At 72.6% G+C, this 15,594-nt stretch carries 14 protein-coding genes and 2 pseudogenes; 6 read left to right on the forward strand and 10 right to left on the reverse strand.

Features of this window, described 5'->3' with window-relative positions; translation table 11 throughout:
- Window positions 1-156: 156 nt before the first annotated feature.
- From IE247_RS03920 to IE247_RS03930, 3 genes are read right to left on the reverse strand one after another with little or no spacing between them, the layout of a single operon-like run.
- Window positions 157-567, reverse strand: a complete 411-nt coding sequence (locus IE247_RS03920; RefSeq protein WP_190121473.1) for a RidA family protein — start codon at window positions 565-567, stop codon at window positions 157-159.
- A gap of 45 nt (window positions 568-612) precedes the next feature.
- Window positions 613-1,365, reverse strand: coding sequence for an IclR family transcriptional regulator (locus tag IE247_RS03925; protein WP_190121474.1), 753 nt, complete (start codon window positions 1,363-1,365; stop codon window positions 613-615).
- A complete protein-coding gene (locus tag IE247_RS03930) occupies window positions 1,362-2,462 on the reverse strand; it encodes a sugar kinase (RefSeq protein ID WP_190121475.1) in 1,101 nt (366 codons plus the stop codon). The genes IE247_RS03925 and IE247_RS03930 overlap by 4 nt, the downstream gene beginning before the upstream one ends.
- A gap of 86 nt (window positions 2,463-2,548) precedes the next feature.
- Here IE247_RS03930 and IE247_RS03935 point away from each other — a divergent pair, with 86 nt between their 5' ends.
- Window positions 2,549-3,823, forward strand: coding sequence for an amino acid deaminase (locus tag IE247_RS03935; RefSeq protein WP_190121476.1), 1,275 nt, complete (start codon window positions 2,549-2,551; stop codon window positions 3,821-3,823).
- 24 nt (window positions 3,824-3,847) lie between these two features.
- Window positions 3,848-5,461: pseudogene (locus tag IE247_RS03940) on the forward strand (N-acyl-D-amino-acid deacylase family protein); the annotation flags it as partial.
- 51 nt (window positions 5,462-5,512) lie between these two features.
- Here IE247_RS03940 and IE247_RS03945 read toward each other — a convergent pair.
- The gene (locus tag IE247_RS03945) at window positions 5,513-5,737 is read right to left on the reverse strand and encodes a hypothetical protein (RefSeq protein WP_190121478.1); all 225 of its coding nucleotides are present in this window, start codon (window positions 5,735-5,737) and stop codon (window positions 5,513-5,515) included.
- A gap of 190 nt (window positions 5,738-5,927) precedes the next feature.
- On the opposite strand from IE247_RS03945, the gene IE247_RS03950 reads away from it, so the two are divergent.
- Window positions 5,928-6,185, forward strand: coding sequence for a chaplin (locus IE247_RS03950; protein WP_190121479.1), 258 nt, complete (start codon window positions 5,928-5,930; stop codon window positions 6,183-6,185).
- Between the two features lie 98 nt (window positions 6,186-6,283).
- On the opposite strand, the gene IE247_RS03955 is transcribed toward IE247_RS03950, so the two are convergent.
- On the reverse strand, window positions 6,284-7,144 hold the full coding sequence (locus IE247_RS03955; protein WP_190121480.1) for a tyrosinase family protein: 861 nt from the start codon (window positions 7,142-7,144) through the stop codon (window positions 6,284-6,286).
- A 17-nt stretch (window positions 7,145-7,161) separates the two neighbouring features.
- Window positions 7,162-7,593: a tyrosinase family oxidase copper chaperone gene (locus IE247_RS03960; protein ID WP_190121481.1), complete on the reverse strand. Its 432-nt coding sequence runs from the start codon at window positions 7,591-7,593 to the stop codon at window positions 7,162-7,164.
- 254 nt (window positions 7,594-7,847) lie between these two features.
- Here IE247_RS03960 and IE247_RS03965 point away from each other — a divergent pair, with 254 nt between their 5' ends.
- A complete protein-coding gene (locus IE247_RS03965) occupies window positions 7,848-9,104 on the forward strand; it encodes a cytochrome P450 (protein ID WP_229868622.1) in 1,257 nt (418 codons plus the stop codon).
- Here IE247_RS03965 and IE247_RS03970 read toward each other — a convergent pair.
- Together IE247_RS03970 and IE247_RS03975 are read right to left on the reverse strand one after the other, a co-directional pair.
- A complete protein-coding gene (locus tag IE247_RS03970; protein WP_190121482.1) occupies window positions 9,101-9,604 on the reverse strand; it encodes a DUF5949 family protein in 504 nt (167 codons plus the stop codon). The genes IE247_RS03965 and IE247_RS03970 overlap by 4 nt on opposite strands.
- Before the next feature lie 45 nt (window positions 9,605-9,649).
- Entirely contained in the window at window positions 9,650-10,249 is a 600-nt protein-coding gene (locus tag IE247_RS03975) for a DUF4352 domain-containing protein (RefSeq protein ID WP_190121483.1), read from the reverse strand.
- Window positions 10,250-10,704: 455 nt separating this feature from the next.
- Here IE247_RS03975 and IE247_RS03980 point away from each other — a divergent pair, with 455 nt between their 5' ends.
- Window positions 10,705-10,950, forward strand: a complete 246-nt coding sequence (locus tag IE247_RS03980) for a hypothetical protein (protein WP_190121484.1) — start codon at window positions 10,705-10,707, stop codon at window positions 10,948-10,950.
- Window positions 10,951-10,957: 7 nt separating this feature from the next.
- On the opposite strand, the gene IE247_RS03985 is transcribed toward IE247_RS03980, so the two are convergent.
- Complete coding sequence (locus tag IE247_RS03985; RefSeq protein WP_190121485.1) at window positions 10,958-12,220, reverse strand: NAD(P)-binding domain-containing protein; 1,263 nt, start codon at window positions 12,218-12,220, stop codon at window positions 10,958-10,960.
- Window positions 12,221-12,294: 74 nt separating this feature from the next.
- Entirely contained in the window at window positions 12,295-13,680 is a 1,386-nt protein-coding gene (locus IE247_RS03990; RefSeq protein ID WP_229868774.1) for a carboxylate--amine ligase, read from the reverse strand.
- Window positions 13,681-13,856: 176 nt separating this feature from the next.
- Between IE247_RS03990 and IE247_RS03995 the strand changes: the two are divergent.
- Window positions 13,857-15,170: pseudogene (locus IE247_RS03995) on the forward strand (glycoside hydrolase family 26 protein); the annotation flags it as partial.
- Window positions 15,171-15,594 lie beyond the last annotated feature (424 nt).

Here is a 15,594-nt window from a genome sequence, read left to right on the forward strand (position 1 = left end):
CGGTGGAGGGTTTTTGGGTATGGCGGAGCACGGCACGGCGCTCCCCGGAGGGGGCGCCGTGCCGTGCGCGCACATCGATGTGCCAGGTGGTGCTGGGGTGTTACGTGGTGTTACGTGTTACGGAGCGAGTCCGGCCGAAGCCGGGCCCGGGCGGCTCTAGCCGAGGACGGCGAGCGCGTCGATCTCGATGAGCAGTCCGGCGGGCAGGCCGACGTAGACCGTCGTACGGGCGGAGGCGGGGGCCTTCAGGCCCTGCTCCTCGAAGTACGCGTTGTAGATCTCGTTCATCTCGGCGAAGTGGTCCACGTCGGTGAGGTAGACACGCGTCATGATCACGTCGTCCCAGCTCGCGCCGCCCTCCTCCAGGATCGCCTTGACGTTGGCGAAGGTCTGGAGGGTCTGCTCGCGCAGGGTCGGGCCCGCCGGGGTCGGGGGCTGGCCCTCGACGGCCGGGAGGAAGCCGACCTGACCGGCGACCTGGAGGAGGTTGCCCTTCTTCACGCCGTGCGAGAACTTGGCGGGCGGGGCGGTGTGGGTGGAGGGCGTGATCGCGGTCTTCTCGGTCATGGTGCGTCCTTAGCGTCTGTTCAGTGAGGGCTGTTCGAGGCGGGCTCAGTGCGGGGTGCCGGAGCCCGAGTACTCCCGGCTGATGGCGTCGGCGGTGCGCCGCACCAGCGGGAGGAGGGTGAGGAGTTCCTCGGCGGTGACGACCACATTCGGCGCGGAGACCGACATCGCCGCGACGACCCGGCCCGCCGCGCCCCGGATGGGTGCGCCGATGCAGTTGATGGACTCCTCGTGGCCGCCGAGGTCGGTGGCCCATCCCTGCTCGCGGACGGCGGCGAGTTCCTTGAGGAACGCGGCGGCGTTCGGCGTCGAACGGGATGTGTACATGGGGTAGTCGAGCTTGTCGGCGATGGCGCGCCGCTCGTGCTCGGGCAGATCGCCGAGGAGCAGCTTGGCGACGGCGGCGACGGTGATCGCGACGGGCTTGCCGATGCGGGAGTACATCCGTACCGGGTAGCGGCTCTCGACCTTGTCGATGTAGAGGACTTCGCTCTCCTCGTACACGGCGAGGTGGACGGTGTGTCCGATCTGCTCGTTGAGGGTGACGAGATGGGGGTGGGCCACATCGCGCACATCGAGGTTCTCGACGGCCTCCTGGGCGAGGGCGAAGAGCCGGGCCCCCAGGCGGTAGCGCTGGTCCTGCTGGCGGTAGACGAGACCGTGGTCGTGGAGCGTACGCAGCAGTCTCAGCGCGGTGGACTTGTGGACGCCGAGGCGGTCGGCGACCTGTCCGAGATCGGCGGGTCCCTGGGCGAGCAGCGGCAGGATGCTCAGGGCGCGGTCGACGGTCTGGCTCATGGGATACGTACCTCCTCATCCTCGGCCGAGGTCCAGCCGGGGCCGAGACGAAGTGTCTGCCAGGTCTCGTCGTCGAGTGCGACGAGCCGGTCGGCGTGGTCGGCGCCGGGGGGTGCGGTGAGGTCGCCGGGGACGGTGAGGGTGGCGGCGGCCCAGAGGTGTCCGTGGCGGAGGAGGGCCTTCGGGGCGAGGCCGCGGAGCCGGGCGGAGAGATAGCCGGCGGCGAAGGCGTCACCGGCGCCGACGGGGGCGACGACGTCGACCGTGGGGGCGGGGGCGAAGGTGACCGTGTCACCGGCGTCCGGACCGGCCCCGGCGGGGCGTTCGAACATGGTCGCGCCCCGCGCGCCCTGCTTGACGACCAGGACGGCGGGTTCGGGGAGGGCCGCGCGGACCGCCTCCGGGCCGGCCAGGCCCCAGGCGGTCTCGGCCTCGTCGTCGCCGACGAAGACGAGGTCGGCCCCCCGGGCCAGCTCCAGCAGGACCCGCGGGCCGGAGTCCGCGCGCCAGAGGCCGGGGCGGTGGTTGACGTCGAAGGAGATCAGCGGGCGCCCGGCGCGGGGAGCGGTGAGGGCGCGCATCAGGGCGAGGCAGTCCTCGGAGAGGGCCGCGGTGATGCCGGAGACATGGAGCACCCGGGTGGCGTCGAGGCTCTCGGGCGGGACGGTCTCGGGGGACATCGCCGAGGCGGCCGAGCCGCGCCGGTAGTAGACGACCTCATGGGCGTCGGTGGAGCGGTCGGTGGCGGTGCGGAAGTAGATCCCGGTGGGACGGCGGGGGTCCCGGCCGACGGCGGAGGTGTCCACCCCGTACGCCCCGATCGCCCGGATCAGATGGTCGCCGAAGCCGTCCGAGCCGACCCTGCTGACCCAGCGCACCCGGTGTCCGGCGGCGGCGAGCGCGCACGCCGCGTTGGACTCGGCCCCGCCTATGGCGCGGGCGAAGGAGGGGACGTCGGCGAGGCGTCCGGGCTGTGAGGGAAGGAACGTGACCATGGACTCGCCGAGGCAGATGACGTCGGCGACATCCACGGCTCCGGTTCCGGTCAGGCTGCTCACCCTGGGGCTCCTCGCGGGGTCTGGGGCGGTCGGATCCATTGACCCGACGCTGCGCCGGATGTTAGACACCATTGAGCGATATACGCAATGAGTGTTGCACATGATGCAACGACGAGGGAGGACCCATGTCCGCCGACCAGCTCGGCCCGCTCCGCCGGGAACGTGTCGACCACCGGTTCAAGGCGCTGCCCCCGGACGCCGAGGGCCTGACCGTCGGCGAGCTGGCGGACCAGCGGCGCAATCTCTTCACCGGCGGCTTCACCACCCCCGTCCTCGCGCTCTCCGCCGAATCCGTCGAGCACAACCTCGCGCTGCTCCAGACCTACTCCGAGCGCCACGGACTGGTCTTCGCCCCGCACGGCAAGACCTCGATGTCCCCCCAGCTCTTCGCCCGCCAGCTTGAGCGCGGCGCCTGGGGCATCACCGCCGCCGTCCCCCACCAGGCCCGCGTCTACCGCGCCCACGGCATCGACCGGATCTTCCTCGCCAACGAGGTCGTCGACGCCGCCGCCCTGCGCTGGATCGCCGGCGAACTGGCCGACCCCGGCTTCCGGCTCATCTGCTACGCCGACTCCCTCCGCGGCGTCGAGCTGATGAACGAGGCCCTCACCGAGGCCGGCGCGCCCCGCCCGCTCGACGTGGTCGTGGAGCTGGGCGCGGGCGAGGGAGCCCGCACCGGGGCCCGTACCGAGGCCGAGTGCGCGGCCGTCGCCGACGCGATCGCCGCCGCACCGGCGCTGCGGCTCGTCGGCGTCGCCGGATACGAGGGCGAGGTGCCGAACGCCGACGACGACAGCGTCCGCGCCTGGCTCCGCCGGATGATCGCGCTCGCCGCCGACTTCGACCGGGACGGCCGCTTCAAGGACACCGACGAGATCGTCGTCAGCGCGGGCGGCAGCGCCTGGTTCGACGCGGTCGCCGATGTCTTCGCCGAGGTCCCGGAGCTCTCGCTGCCGGTGCTGAAGATGCTGCGCTCGGGCGCGTACATCTCCCACGACGACGGCCACTACCGCCATCTCACCCCCTTCAACCGCGTACCGGACGAGGGAGCGCTCCAGCCCGCCTTCCGGCTGTGGGCCCAGGTCGTCTCGCGCCCCACCCCCGCGCAGGCCTTCCTCAACGCGGGCAAGCGGGACGCCGCCTACGATCTCGACCTCCCCGAGGCGCAGGCCGTCCGCGACGCCCGCACCGGCGAGATCCGCCCCGCCGACGGCATCACCGTGAGCGGCCTGTCCGACCAGCACGGCTGGGTCCAAACCACCCCCGAAGCGGATCTGGAGGTCGGCGACTGGCTCGGCATGGGGCTCTCGCACCCCTGCACCTCCTTCGACAAGTGGCAGCTGATTCCGCTGGTCGAGGCCGACGGCACGGTCAGCGACTACATCCGCACATTCTTTTAGAAGGCCCCTCAGGCAGAAGGAAGCGGAGCTATGGATCTCGTCATCCGTGACACCCGTGTCATCGACGGCGGCGGCGGCCCCTCCTACCGCGCCGACGTCGGCATACGCGACGGGCGCATCGCCGCCATCCGCCGCGAGGGCCGTCCGGCGCTCTCCGGCACACGCACCCTCGACGCCGCGGGACTCGCCCTCTCCCCCGGCTTCATCGACATGCACGCCCACAGCGATCTCGCCCTGCTGCGCGACCCCTCGCACGAGGCGAAGGCGGCACAGGGGGTGACCCTCGAAGTCCTCGGCCAGGACGGACTCTCGTACGCCCCGGTGGACGAACGCACACTCGACGGCGTGCGCCGGGCCATCAACGGCTGGAACGGCGGCGGGCCCGGCGACGACTCCGTGGACTTCGACTGGCGCACCGTCGGGGAGTATCTGGACCGGCTCGACCGGGGCATCGCCGTCAACGCGGCGTATCTGATCCCCCAGGGCACGGTCCGGATGCAGGTCGTCGGCTGGGACGACCGGCCCGCCACCGACGCCGAGCTGGCGCGGATGAGCGAACTGGTCGCCGAGGGGCTGGAACAGGGCGCGGTCGGCATGTCCTCCGGGCTGACCTACACCCCGGGCATGTACGCCAAGGACGCCGAGCTGACCGAGCTGTGCCGGGTGGTCGCCTCCTACGGCGGCTACTACTGCCCGCACCACCGCTCCTACGGCGCGGGAGCGCTCCAGGCGTACGAGGAGATGGTCGCCCTCACCCGCGAGGCGGGCTGCTCGCTCCACCTCGCCCACGCCACCATGAACTTCGGCGTCAACAAGGGCCGGGCGGGCGATCTGCTGGAGCTGCTCGACACCGCGCTGGCCGACGGCGCGGACATCACACTGGACACCTACCCCTACACCCCCGGCTCCACCACCCTGGTCGCGGTGCTGCCGAGCTGGGCCGCCGAGGGCGGCCCCGAAGCGCTGCTGGGACGGCTCGGGGACGACGAGACGGCCGAGCGGATCCGCCACCATCTGGAGGAGATCGGCTCGGACGGCTGCCACGGGGTGCCGATGGAGTGGGAGACCATCGAGATCTCCGGGGTCTCCGACCCGGCGCTCGCCGCCTACGTCGGCAAGACCGTCGAGCAGTCGGCGCGCGAGCGGGGCGAGGCCCCCTGGGTGACCGCCCGGCGGCTGCTGATCGAGGACAAACTCGGCTCCACGATCCTCCAGCACGTCGGCCACGAGGAGAACGTCCGCGCCATCATGCGCCACCGGGTCCACACCGGCGGCAGCGACGGCATCCTCCAGGGCGCGAAGCCCCACCCGCGCGCCTACGGCACCTTCCCGCACTATCTCGGCCGGTACGCGCGTGAGCTGGGCATCCTCTCCCTGGAGGAGACGGTCGCCCATCTCACCTCGCGCCCGGCGGCCCGGCTGCGGCTCCCGGACCGGGGGCTGGTCCAGGAGGGCTACCGGGCGGATCTGGTGCTCTTCGACCCCGAGACGGTCGCGGCGGGCTCGACCTTCGAGTCCCCGCGCACCCTGCCGTCCGGCATTCCGCATGTGCTGATCGACGGCAAGTTCGTCATCGAGGACGGCGTACGGACGGATGTCCTGGCGGGCCGCTCCGTCCGCCGCACGCCCCGCGACTGACCGCACGACCCGCGACGGACCGCACGTCCCGCGACGGACCGTTCGCGAGTCTCAGGCGGGGAGCCCCGGCACGATCTTGCCGACCACATCGGTGACGGGCTGGAGCGCCCCGCCCGGCGGGGGCTTGAGCAGATTGCGGTCGACCTCGCCGACCGCCGACTGCTTCGCGGGGTGCTGCGGGGCGGCGGCGGTGACGGCCTGAGCGGCGCCCGCGGCCGAAAGAGTGAGGAAAACGGCGACGAACGCGACAGCGGCTGTTCTCTTGTGACAGATCATGCGCTGTGCAACGCGCGGAGGGGCCGACGAGTCACGTTCCGGCCCGTATGGCACTTCCGACACATGTGCCACTACGGCATGCGCGGCCACTTTCGCGATGATCCGTTACCGCCCAGCGGCTCCGGCGTTGAAGGGGCGTGACGGTCGCAAGTCCTGTGGCCGATGTCCCGAAAATCGCAAGGAGAAACTGATGTCGCGTTTCGCCAAGGCCGCTGCTGTCGTCGCCGGCTCGGGCGCCCTCCTGGTCGGCGGCGCCGGTATGGCCATCGCCGACGCCGGAGCGCACGGCGCCGCCACCCACTCCCCGGGTGTGCTGTCGGGCAACCTCGTCCAGGTCCCCGTCAACATCCCGGTCAACCTCTGCGGCAACACCGTCAACATCATCGCGCTGCTGAACCCGGCGTTCGGCAACACCTGCGTGAACGCCTCCGAGGGCGGCGCGTACTAAGCCCCACCCGCGTTACCCCGCATTACCCCGCATTACCCCGAGCACTGTGGCCTCCCCTTCGGACGAAGGAGGAGGCCACAGTCCTGTGCGGGCCCGGCTCAGACGTAGCGGTAGAGCCGGGAGTGGTCCAGCAGCCGCGAGGGCGGCTCGCCCCAGGGCGGCATCGGATCATCCAGCGCGAAGACCCGCCCGGCCTGCGGATCCGGGGCGGCGACCCGCGTACGGGGCTGATATCCGGCCCCCGGACGGGCCCGCTGCCAGCGGTCCCACAGCAGATCGATGAAAGCGTGATGGAGCCAGAAAACCGGATCATTGGGAGAGGTCGCGCCCAGCATCAGACCGCCCACCCAGCGATGCACCCGGTTGTGGTTGCGCCACCGCGCGGAATCCCCGGTACTCCAGCCCTCGACGGCATTGCGGAAACCGGAGGTCGCGGTGGAGTCCCAGGGGGCCGCGTCGTAATGGGGCTCGGCGAGCGCGGCAGCCACCTCCTCGGCGGTGGGCAGGGCCAGCGGCGCGGACGGCCGGCCGAGATTCCGGGTGAGATACCTGCCGTCGGTGATCCGCGAATCGATCCGCCAATTCCCGGCGGAGTACGCGAACGGGCCGGTCATCACCTGCCGGTCGCCCGTCCGGCCCGTGCCGCCGAGGAAATCGTCCGCCCAGAGCGAGGAATCGGGCGTACGGTCCACCGTCCAGTCCCAGTAAGGGATCGTCACCGAGGAGTCGACCCGCTGGAGCGCGCCCTCGAACTCCAGCAGATAGCGCCGGTGCCAGGGGAAGAACGACGGCGTCATATGGGCCGCCCTGGGCCTGCTGTCGCCGTCGGGCACATAGAAGTCGTCGTGCATCCTGACGAACTCGTCGTAAACCCCCGAACGCTTCAGCTCCAGCAGCGCGTCGATCAGCCGCCGCTTCTCGGTGGGGGAAAGATTCCGCTGATTCTTACGGGTGTGCACCAGTGCCGCTCCTGTCCTCAGAGTCCCGTCGCGGCGGCCGCCAGCCGGGCGGTCCCCAACTCGTCGACCGCGGCACGGGCCGCCTCGCGCAGCGTCGGGAACGACTCGTAGTGGTTGACATGGCTGAGATAGCTGCCGTCGGCCCGCCGCATGACATGCAGCGGCCGGCCGTCGATCCGGACCTCGACACCCGGCGCTCCGCCCGCGGACCCCCCGGCCGCGCCCGCCGGAACCATGACCGTCACGGTGCCCTCGATGTGCCGCCCCCGGTACAGCTCCGCGAACCGCTCCAGATCACGCCCCGGGCCCGGGGCGCGCCGCTCGGAGCCCGCCGGGTCGCGGGCGACGAGCAGGGGCGCGAGCGCACCGGCCGCGCCGGCGACCACGCCGACGGTGAAGACCGCCTGCAGAGCGGCGCGGCGGGACAGCGGGCGGTTGAGGATACGCATGGTCGGTCCGTCCTGTTCGACCTCGCCGTCCGGTCGGGGACGGCCGTGCACCGCCCTGTCAACGAGACGACGGCGAAAGGGTTCCTCTTCCGGGTGGCACACGCACCCGGACGGCGGTCACCGGAACGCGTGCCCGCCGTCCGGGGGAAGGTCGCGCGAAGGGAGGCAATCCCCGGCCGCCGGGCCGTGTCGGCCGGGAACGCCGCCGGACAGTGGGCCAGCATGGCCGCCCCGCCCCTCAGGAGGTCATCACCGTGGAAGCCCCCCTCAGCACCGGCGAGGTCGATCTCGCCGACCCGTCGTTCTGGCGGCTGCCGCGCTCCCGCAGGCTCGCCTCCTTCGCCCTGCTGCGCACCCTGGAGACCCCCGTCCGCTTCGGTGCGGGGCCCGGCTTCTGGGCACTGGTGAGACACGCCGACGTACGGGCCGCGAGCCGCGCCCCCCAGCACTTCGCCAGCGCGCCGGGGGTCACCACGCCCGAGCCGGCGGCCTGGGCCAAGGCCGTCTTCGGCAACTCGATGGTCAACATGGACGGCCCCGAGCACGCGGCGCTGCGCGGCATCGTCTCCCGCGCCTTCACCCCCCGGCTGCTGGCCGCCGCCGAGGAGAACGTACGGGCGATCGCCCGGCGGGTGACGGAGGAGACGGTCCGCGACCGGCCCGCGGACTTCGTGACCTCGGTCGCCTCCCGGATGCCGTTCGAGGTCATCTGCGACCTGATGGGCGTGGACGGCCGGTACCGGGACGAGATCGCCCGGCAGATCGACGAGGCGTCCCGGAACGTGGGCGTGGGCCGCCGCCGGATCCGGGTGCCCGGGCGCGGGCTGCGGGCGCTCGCCCGGCTCAATCTGACGATGGCCAAGCTGGCCGGGGAACGCCGCCGCCGGCCCGCCGACGACCTGATCACCGCGCTGGTCACCGCCGACGTCGACGGCGCGGCCCTCTCCTCCCGCCAGCTCGGCGCGTTCTTCTCACTGCTGCTGGTCGCCGGGGTCGAGACCACCCGTAACGCCGTCACACACGGACTGGCGCTGCTCTCGGCCCACCCGGAGCAGCGGGCCCTGCTGACGGAGGACTTCGAGCGGTACGCGGACGGCGCGGTGGACGAGATCGTGCGGCACTCCACGCCGATCATCCAGTTCCGCCGCACGGTCGTGGCCGAATGCGAGCTGGGCGGGCGGATGTTCGTCCCCGGCGAGAAGGCCGTGCTCTTCTACGCCTCGGCCAACCGCGACGAGGCCGTGTTCGACGACCCCGACGCGTTCGACATCACCCGGGACCCCAATCCGCATCTGGGGTACGGGGGCGGCGGCCCGCACTACTGCCTCGGGGCACATCTGGCGCGGCAGGAGATGAAGGCGCTCTTCGGCGAGCTGCTCGCCCGGGCGGACGGTCCGCGCGCGGCGGGGACGATGGAGCTGATCGACTCCAGTTTCGACAACCGGGTCCGCTCGCTGCCCGTCGTCTTCGGCCCGGCGGACGCTCCGGCCGGCCTTCGGGTCCCCGGTTAGCCGCGCAGCCGGCTCACCGGGAGCAGAGCGTGCGCGGCGGCCAGCAAGGTGCCCTCGTCGCCGACATAGGACTGGAGGAGTTCCTCGGTGAGAGGCTCCCCCGGGGTCGCCTCGGGCCAGGGGCGGGTGCTGATGAGCAGATGGGCGTGGCCGCGCGACTCGGCGGCGGCGAGCCACTCGACGGGGGCCGGGCACTGGGCGCTCAGACCGGGCATGTTGAGGACCGCGCGCCCGCCCTGGACCAGCAGTCTGATCGGCGAGTTGAAGGAGGTCGGGGTGGCGTCGGTCAGCGTGCCGTCGACCGCGAGACCGCCCTGCCGGATCAGCCCCTCCAGGGCGGTGACACCCGCCTCGGGCCCGCCGTCGCCGTCGCCGAGGGAGTAGACGAGCAGATACGGCATGTCGTGTCCGGCGTCGGGGTCACCGGTCCAGGCCAGCATCGACACTGTGCCCAAGTGGCCGCGCTGGACAGTGTTCTTGGCAGAGTTCGCGAGGGTCATGGACCGGCACCCTAGTGCCCGGCCCGGTCCGGCGGCCCCCTCCGTTCATCTGGATGGGGGAAAGCGGAGCTGCCAGGCGAGGGACCGGTTTCCCAGGACCGTGTGAAGACGTACGATCCGTGCCCGCTCCGGCACTTCGAAGACCAGCCAGCCCTTTCTCTGTTCGCCCACCGAAAGGGTGTTCCAGCGCAGCGGGGCCCCGGTGGTGAGGGTTCCGGTGGTGACCGGGAGATGGCGCTCGCCCGTGTCGTCGACCACCCAGGCGCGGGCTCCGGCCACCTCATGGGGCTTGCCGCCGAAGTTGAGCAGGGTGACCGCGACGCCGACCCACCGGGAGCCGCTCGCCGGGCGGTCGGCGGCGCGGACGCCGACGGCCGGGTCCACCTGGCCGACGACCGAGACCCGCAGATGCGTCCCCGACCCCCGGCCGCCGAGGTCGGCCGAGTCCCCGACCCAGGCCACCTCGGGCTTCGCGGCGGCGCGGGCCGGCTTCTCGTCGGAGGCTGCCGCCTGGGCGGCCGGAGTGGCCGGGGCGGGCCGCGCGCGCGGCGGGGGGCCGTCGGTGAGGGCGTCGACGGGGTTCTGGCAGGCGGTGAGGCTCATCGCGAGCGCCGACAGCAGCAGCACCCGGGCAATGTGGCGCATCGGTCCCCTTCAGCAGGCCGTTTTCCGTATCATCACCGCCTTCGGCCGGGAAGAGACGCTGCGGGGCACGTGTCGCGTCCGGTGTCGCCCGGAGGGGCCCCGGAGATGCCGGTGGTCGGTCCCGGGGGGCGTAACTGCCCGGTGGTCGATCCGGGGGGCGTACTGCCCGGCGGTCGGGGTCGAGCGCAACGCCCGGTGGTTGGTCCGGGGGGGGGCGTACTGCCCGGCGGTCGGGGTCCGGGGCCGCTCCGGGACCGGGTCCGGGACTGCTTTCCTCACCGCGCTCCGCGCGAGCTGCGCCGCTTTACGTCCCGGACCCGGTCCCTGCGCGTCCCCGTCCAGGTCAGTTCCCGGCGATCCCGTTCCGGGCCCGATCACCGAAAAACCGTTCCCTCACTACTTCCCCGTGCGGGGTGTGCGGTGACCTCGCCCCGGGTGCGGGCGTTGGCCGACGTATGGCGAGAACTCCCGAAGCCGACCGCTGGGAGCGGGTGCGGCCGCTCACGGCCCCGAGGACCGATCCGTACGTCCGGCCACCGGGGGCGGACGAGAGCCCGATCTACGACCGGCTGGCGCGGGAGTGGAGCACGGCGGGGCGCACCCTGCCGGGGGCGGACGACGGGGAGTGGGGTCTGCTGGCCCGCTTCCCGCCGCTGCCGGGGTTCCCCGACTTCCCCGGCGGCGGCGTGCACACGGGCTGAGGGAGCGTCAGCGCTCCCGTACGGAGTGGGGGGCTACGGCCGGTTCGGCGGGGCGGGGGAGCCGGACGCCGGCGCGGTCGCGGAGCCTGCGGCGGGCCCCGGCGACCAGCCGGTGGGCGGTGAAGGTCGCGCCGTGGACAAAGCGCATGGACGGGCCGAAGGAGGGCGCGGCGAGCAGCCCCGCGAAGAACAGCCCCGGGCAGGAGGACTCGAAGCCGGCGCTCAGCTCGGGGGCCCTGCCGCCGCCGACCGTGGCGACGGCCCGCCGCAGCGAGCTGTCCAGCAGCCGCAGCCGGTCGAGGTCCGGGGTGAAGCCGGTCGCGGCCAGCACATGGTCGCTCTCGACGACCACGCTCTCCCCGTCGGGCGCGCCCAGGGTCAGCAGGACCCTTTCGCCGTGTGCCGCCGCGCTCCGCAGTCCGTGCCCCAGCAGGGCGGGCACCCGCCGCTCGTAGCGCTCGCGCAGCCACCACGCGCCCGCCGGGCCGAGCGCCGTGCGGGCGATGTGCTCCCGGGTGGACGCGGGGAGTTTGCGTACCGCCCACGGGGTCTCGGACCAGACCCAGCTCGTCCAGCCGGTGCCCAGTCCGCTGTGCGGGGTGCGCAGCGAGCGCAGCACCCCGCGCTGGAGGGGCTCGGGCGGGGTGTTCCAGTTCAGCCGGGCCCTGCGGGCGACCAGCCGGGGCCGCGCGCCCTGCTCGGCGAGGAGGGTCGCGGTCTCCAGCGCGGCCTGGCCCGCGCCGAGGACGGTGACATCCTGGCCCCGGAAGCCGCTGAGGTCACGGTGGCCGCTGCTGTGCGAGACCTGATGGGCGGGGAGGGCGGCGAGCTGCTCGGGGAGCTGGACGAAGGGCATCACGCCGACGGCCAGGACGACGGTCCTGGCGCGCACCCGCTCGCCGTCGGCGGTCTCCACCCGGAAGCCGTCCCCGGCGGGGGCGACGAGGGTGACGGTCCGCTCGTCCACGGCGGGCACCGCGTGCTCGGCGAACCACATGCCGTACTCGGTGAACGCGGCGATGGGCAGCGGGGTGCCGTGCACGGCGTCGAAGCCGTGCTCCTCGCTGAAGTGGCGCAGCGTGTGGGCGGCCGAGGGGTCGGAGAGATTCGACGACCAGGGCTCCGACTTGAGGTACATGCCCTCCGGCATGTGGTCGCGCCAGGAGGCCATCGCGCGGCCGAAGACTTTCAGGCTCATCCCGGCCGCGGCGGCGTGGGCCGCGATGGAGAGTCCGTAGGGTCCTGCGCCGATCACTGCCATGTCGTACACGGTTGGTCCGTTTCTTCGCGGTAGGGGGCGGTCGGTGGGAGGGGGAAGGTCGGTACGGGTGGACGGCGCGGGGCTCATGGGGTGCGCGCCGCCGTGCCGCCCTGTCGGGGCGGCGGGGGCCGGTGCGTACGGGAGCGCGGGGCGCGCAGGAGGGCGCGCAGGGCGGTCCGCAGCCGGTGCGCGGCCTTGGCCAGGCCCCGGCCGGTCCAGGCGGCGGCCATGGCGAGGAAGGGCAGCGGATCGTCGCTCGCGTACCAGGCGGTCTCGACGCCCGCACGGGGAGCGGTCGCCGTGCCCGGGCCGGCGGGAGCGGGCCGGGCGGAGCGGTCGCGGAGCGAGACGAGCGCCGAGAGCAGCGCGTAGTTCTCGGCGACGAAGACCCGGCCGGGGCCGCCGCCGGTGCTGATGACGCGCTGGCCGGTGAGATCGAGATAGAGGGCGCGTACGACGTCGAGTCCGCCGGGCTCGGTGAAGAGCCGGAACTGCGCGCCGGGGCGCGGATTGGCGTCGAGGAGCTGGTGGACGCCGGTGGCGGGGTCGCGGCGGAAGTCGAGATCGAGGATGCCCCGGTAGCCGACGTGCGAGACCAGCCGCAGCGCGGCCCGCTCCACCTCGGGGTTGGGCTGCCAGCTGCCCTTCGCGGTGAGTCCGGTGCGCACCGGCCAGGACAGCTCCTTGCGGCCGCTGCCGCCGAGCAGACAGACCGTGCCGGAGGGTCCGCCGGAGAAGCAGCCGTGGAAGAACCAGTCGGTGTCGGGGGCGTCCGGCAGATAGCGCTGGAGAAGGAGGCGGCTGCCCGCCGCGCCCGCCTGTTCGCAGAGTTCGCGGGCCGCCCCCGGGGAGCGTACGAGGGTGGTGCTGCGGAGTCCCGCGGCGGCGGGCAGCAGCCAGGGGTGGGTCCACTTCGCGACCAGCGGCAGTCCCAGCCGCCGTACCGCGTCGGCCGCCTCACCGGGGTCGGCGGGGACGAAGGTCTGCGGGTGGGGAATGTCGGCGGCGGCGCAGAGCGAGGCGAGTTCGGCCTTGTCGGCGAGGCGGCGGGGCAGCTCGGGCGGCTGCTCGGGAAGGTGGAAGCGGTCGCCGAGCAGGGCCGCCCGGGCGGCGGTGTGAATGGCGCTGACATCGTCCATGGCGATCAGCACCGCGCGTCGGCCGATCCGGTCGGAGATCCGCAGCAGCAGCTCCACCAGCGCGTCGGGGCCCACGGGTTCGGCGGGGCCGACATGGGCGCGGTGCAGATGGCGGGAGCGCGCGACGGGGCTGCCGGCCGACTCGACCACGGCGTGCACCTCGACGCCCGCGCGGCCCAGCGAGCGGACCGCGCCGAGGGTGCCGTGGTGGAACGGATTGCGGTCGAGGCGCAGCACCAGGGCGGGCGTGCCTGCGTCGAAGGGGCCCCCGGGCGGAACGCGGGTGTCGTACGGCACTTCGGCCGCGACCCCGGTGTCGAAGGGTGGCATCAGCGTCACAACTTTCACCTGGATGGTCCTGGAAAACCCGGCCCGTTCTCACGAATTACGCACTGACGGGATGTCAATCTGCGAATTAGTAACACTTTCTGGCTACGGTCGGGTACGCCACTATGAGGCCGGAATTCCAGACCGGACAGCACGTACGGCTTTCTCTAGGAGGAGCAATGACTCGTCGACGCCGGTTCACCGGTACGTGCGTCGGAACGGTCGCCGCCAGTCTGCTCGTTTCGACAGGAGTATTCGGAGAACGGACGGCGGGCGTCGCACGCGCCGAGGAGAATCCGGCCCCGGTGCCGGCCTCGGCCCCGGCTTCGACACCGGCGTCAGCACCGGCGTCGGCACCGGCTTCCGATCCGGTGTCGGCATCCGCGCCGGCATCCGCGCCGGCATCCGCGCCGCCGCTGGTGCCGGCCTCGGTGCCGGGAGCCTCATCGGTCGCGATGGGGGCCTATCTCGACTACGGACCGGCCGGGGTGTGGCGCATGGAGCAGCTCTCCCGGTGGCTCGGCGGCGCGGAGCTGAAGGCCGGTCACACCTACCTGCCGGGCGACCGCTGGAGCAATATCGAGGGCGCTCCCGACTTCCTGACCGAGTGGGCCCGCTGGCGGCGCGGTGCTGACGACCGGATGTTTGTGCTCAATGTGCCCATGCTGGAGCGGAACGAAGACCGGCTTCCGGACTGGTACGTACGGCTGCTGCTGCGGGCGGGGGCGGCGGGGCGGTACGACCAGCACTTCCGGGCGCTGGCCGAGCGGCTGGTGTCCCTGGGGGTGCCGGACACCGTGATCGTCCTGGGCTGGGAGATGAACGGCACGACCTACACCCACCGCTGCGGCCCCGACCCCCAGGCGTGGAAGACGTACTGGAAGCGCATCGTCACGACGATGCGCTCGGTGCCGGGGCAGAGCTTCCGGTTCGACTTCGCGCCCAACCGGGGCAAGGACGCGATTCCCTGGCCCGAGTGCTACCCCGGGGACGACGTCGTGGACATCATCGGGATGGATTCGTACGACCAGGCCCCGGGACGGACGTTCGACGAGCAGGTGAACACTCCGTACGGACTTCAGCACCAGGTGGAATTCGCGGCGGCGCACAACAAACTCATCTCGTACCCGGAATGGGGATTGTTCCGCAACGGGGACAATCCCGATTACATGCGGGGCATGCTCGAATGGATCGAGCGGCACAAGCCGCTGTACCAAACCATTACGGATTACTGCCCGCACGGTGTCTGGCAGTGCGATGACAACCCCAAATCGTCGAAGGTCTTCCGTACGATGCTCTTCGCGAAGCCGGGACCGGTGCCGCCGACTGCACCAGTGACACCGACTCCACCGGTCACACCGACTCCACCGGTGACACCAACCCCGCCGGTGACACCGACTCCACCGGTCACACCGACTGCACCGGTGGTGCCCACTCCGCAGGTGCCGACGCCCACACTGCCGACGCCCACACCGCCTTCGGTGCCGGTCCCTACGCCGACGCCGACTCCGGTGGATCTGCCGGCCCCGGTGCCGACGCCGACGCCGACGCCTCCGGCGGTGGTGCCGACACCGACACCAACGCCGCAGCCCGCCGATACGACACCGGCTCCCACCCGGACGCCCGAGGAACCGTCGCCTTCGCCGGTACCCGTCCCGTCCCCCGTCCCGTCCCCGGTCCCGTCCCCGCCGCCGCTCGTCAAGCCGGTGCCGAACCCGCTGCCGCCCGTCGCACCGACCCCGCCGCCGCCCACACCCGCACCCGCACCCCAGCTCAACTCCAAGAAGTGGTGCGTGCCCCTGGACCTCGGGGACTGGGTCGCCCAGTGGGTCCCCCGGCGGGAGTACTGCGTGACGGTCCCGTGGCCCTCGGGCTGGCCCTTCGGCCTCTCGGACGACTAGACGGCGACGGCGACGG

This window comes from Streptomyces inusitatus (assembly GCF_014651115.1).
In the GTDB taxonomy this organism is placed as follows: Bacteria; Actinomycetota; Actinomycetes; order Streptomycetales; family Streptomycetaceae; genus Streptomyces; species Streptomyces amakusaensis.

What these genes read in the sequence shown, in the direction of transcription:
- IE247_RS03920 (WP_190121473.1), bottom strand. Translation starts at nt 567, where the DNA reads ATGACCGAGAAGACCGCGATCACGCCCTCCACCCACACCGCCCCGCCC.
- IE247_RS03925 (WP_190121474.1), bottom strand. Translation starts at nt 1,365, where the DNA reads ATGAGCCAGACCGTCGACCGCGCCCTGAGCATCCTGCCGCTGCTCGCC.
- IE247_RS03930 (WP_190121475.1), bottom strand. Translation starts at nt 2,462, where the DNA reads ATGGATCCGACCGCCCCAGACCCCGCGAGGAGCCCCAGGGTGAGCAGC.
- IE247_RS03935 (WP_190121476.1), top strand. Translation starts at nt 2,549, where the DNA reads ATGTCCGCCGACCAGCTCGGCCCGCTCCGCCGGGAACGTGTCGACCAC.
- IE247_RS03945 (WP_190121478.1), bottom strand. Translation starts at nt 5,737, where the DNA reads ATGATCTGTCACAAGAGAACAGCCGCTGTCGCGTTCGTCGCCGTTTTC.
- IE247_RS03950 (WP_190121479.1), top strand. Translation starts at nt 5,928, where the DNA reads ATGTCGCGTTTCGCCAAGGCCGCTGCTGTCGTCGCCGGCTCGGGCGCC.
- IE247_RS03960 (WP_190121481.1), bottom strand. Translation starts at nt 7,593, where the DNA reads ATGCGTATCCTCAACCGCCCGCTGTCCCGCCGCGCCGCTCTGCAGGCG.
- IE247_RS03970 (WP_190121482.1), bottom strand. Translation starts at nt 9,604, where the DNA reads ATGACCCTCGCGAACTCTGCCAAGAACACTGTCCAGCGCGGCCACTTG.
- IE247_RS03975 (WP_190121483.1), bottom strand. Translation starts at nt 10,249, where the DNA reads ATGCGCCACATTGCCCGGGTGCTGCTGCTGTCGGCGCTCGCGATGAGC.
- IE247_RS03980 (WP_190121484.1), top strand. Translation starts at nt 10,705, where the DNA reads ATGGCGAGAACTCCCGAAGCCGACCGCTGGGAGCGGGTGCGGCCGCTC.
- IE247_RS03990 (WP_229868774.1), bottom strand. Translation starts at nt 13,680, where the DNA reads ATGCCACCCTTCGACACCGGGGTCGCGGCCGAAGTGCCGTACGACACC.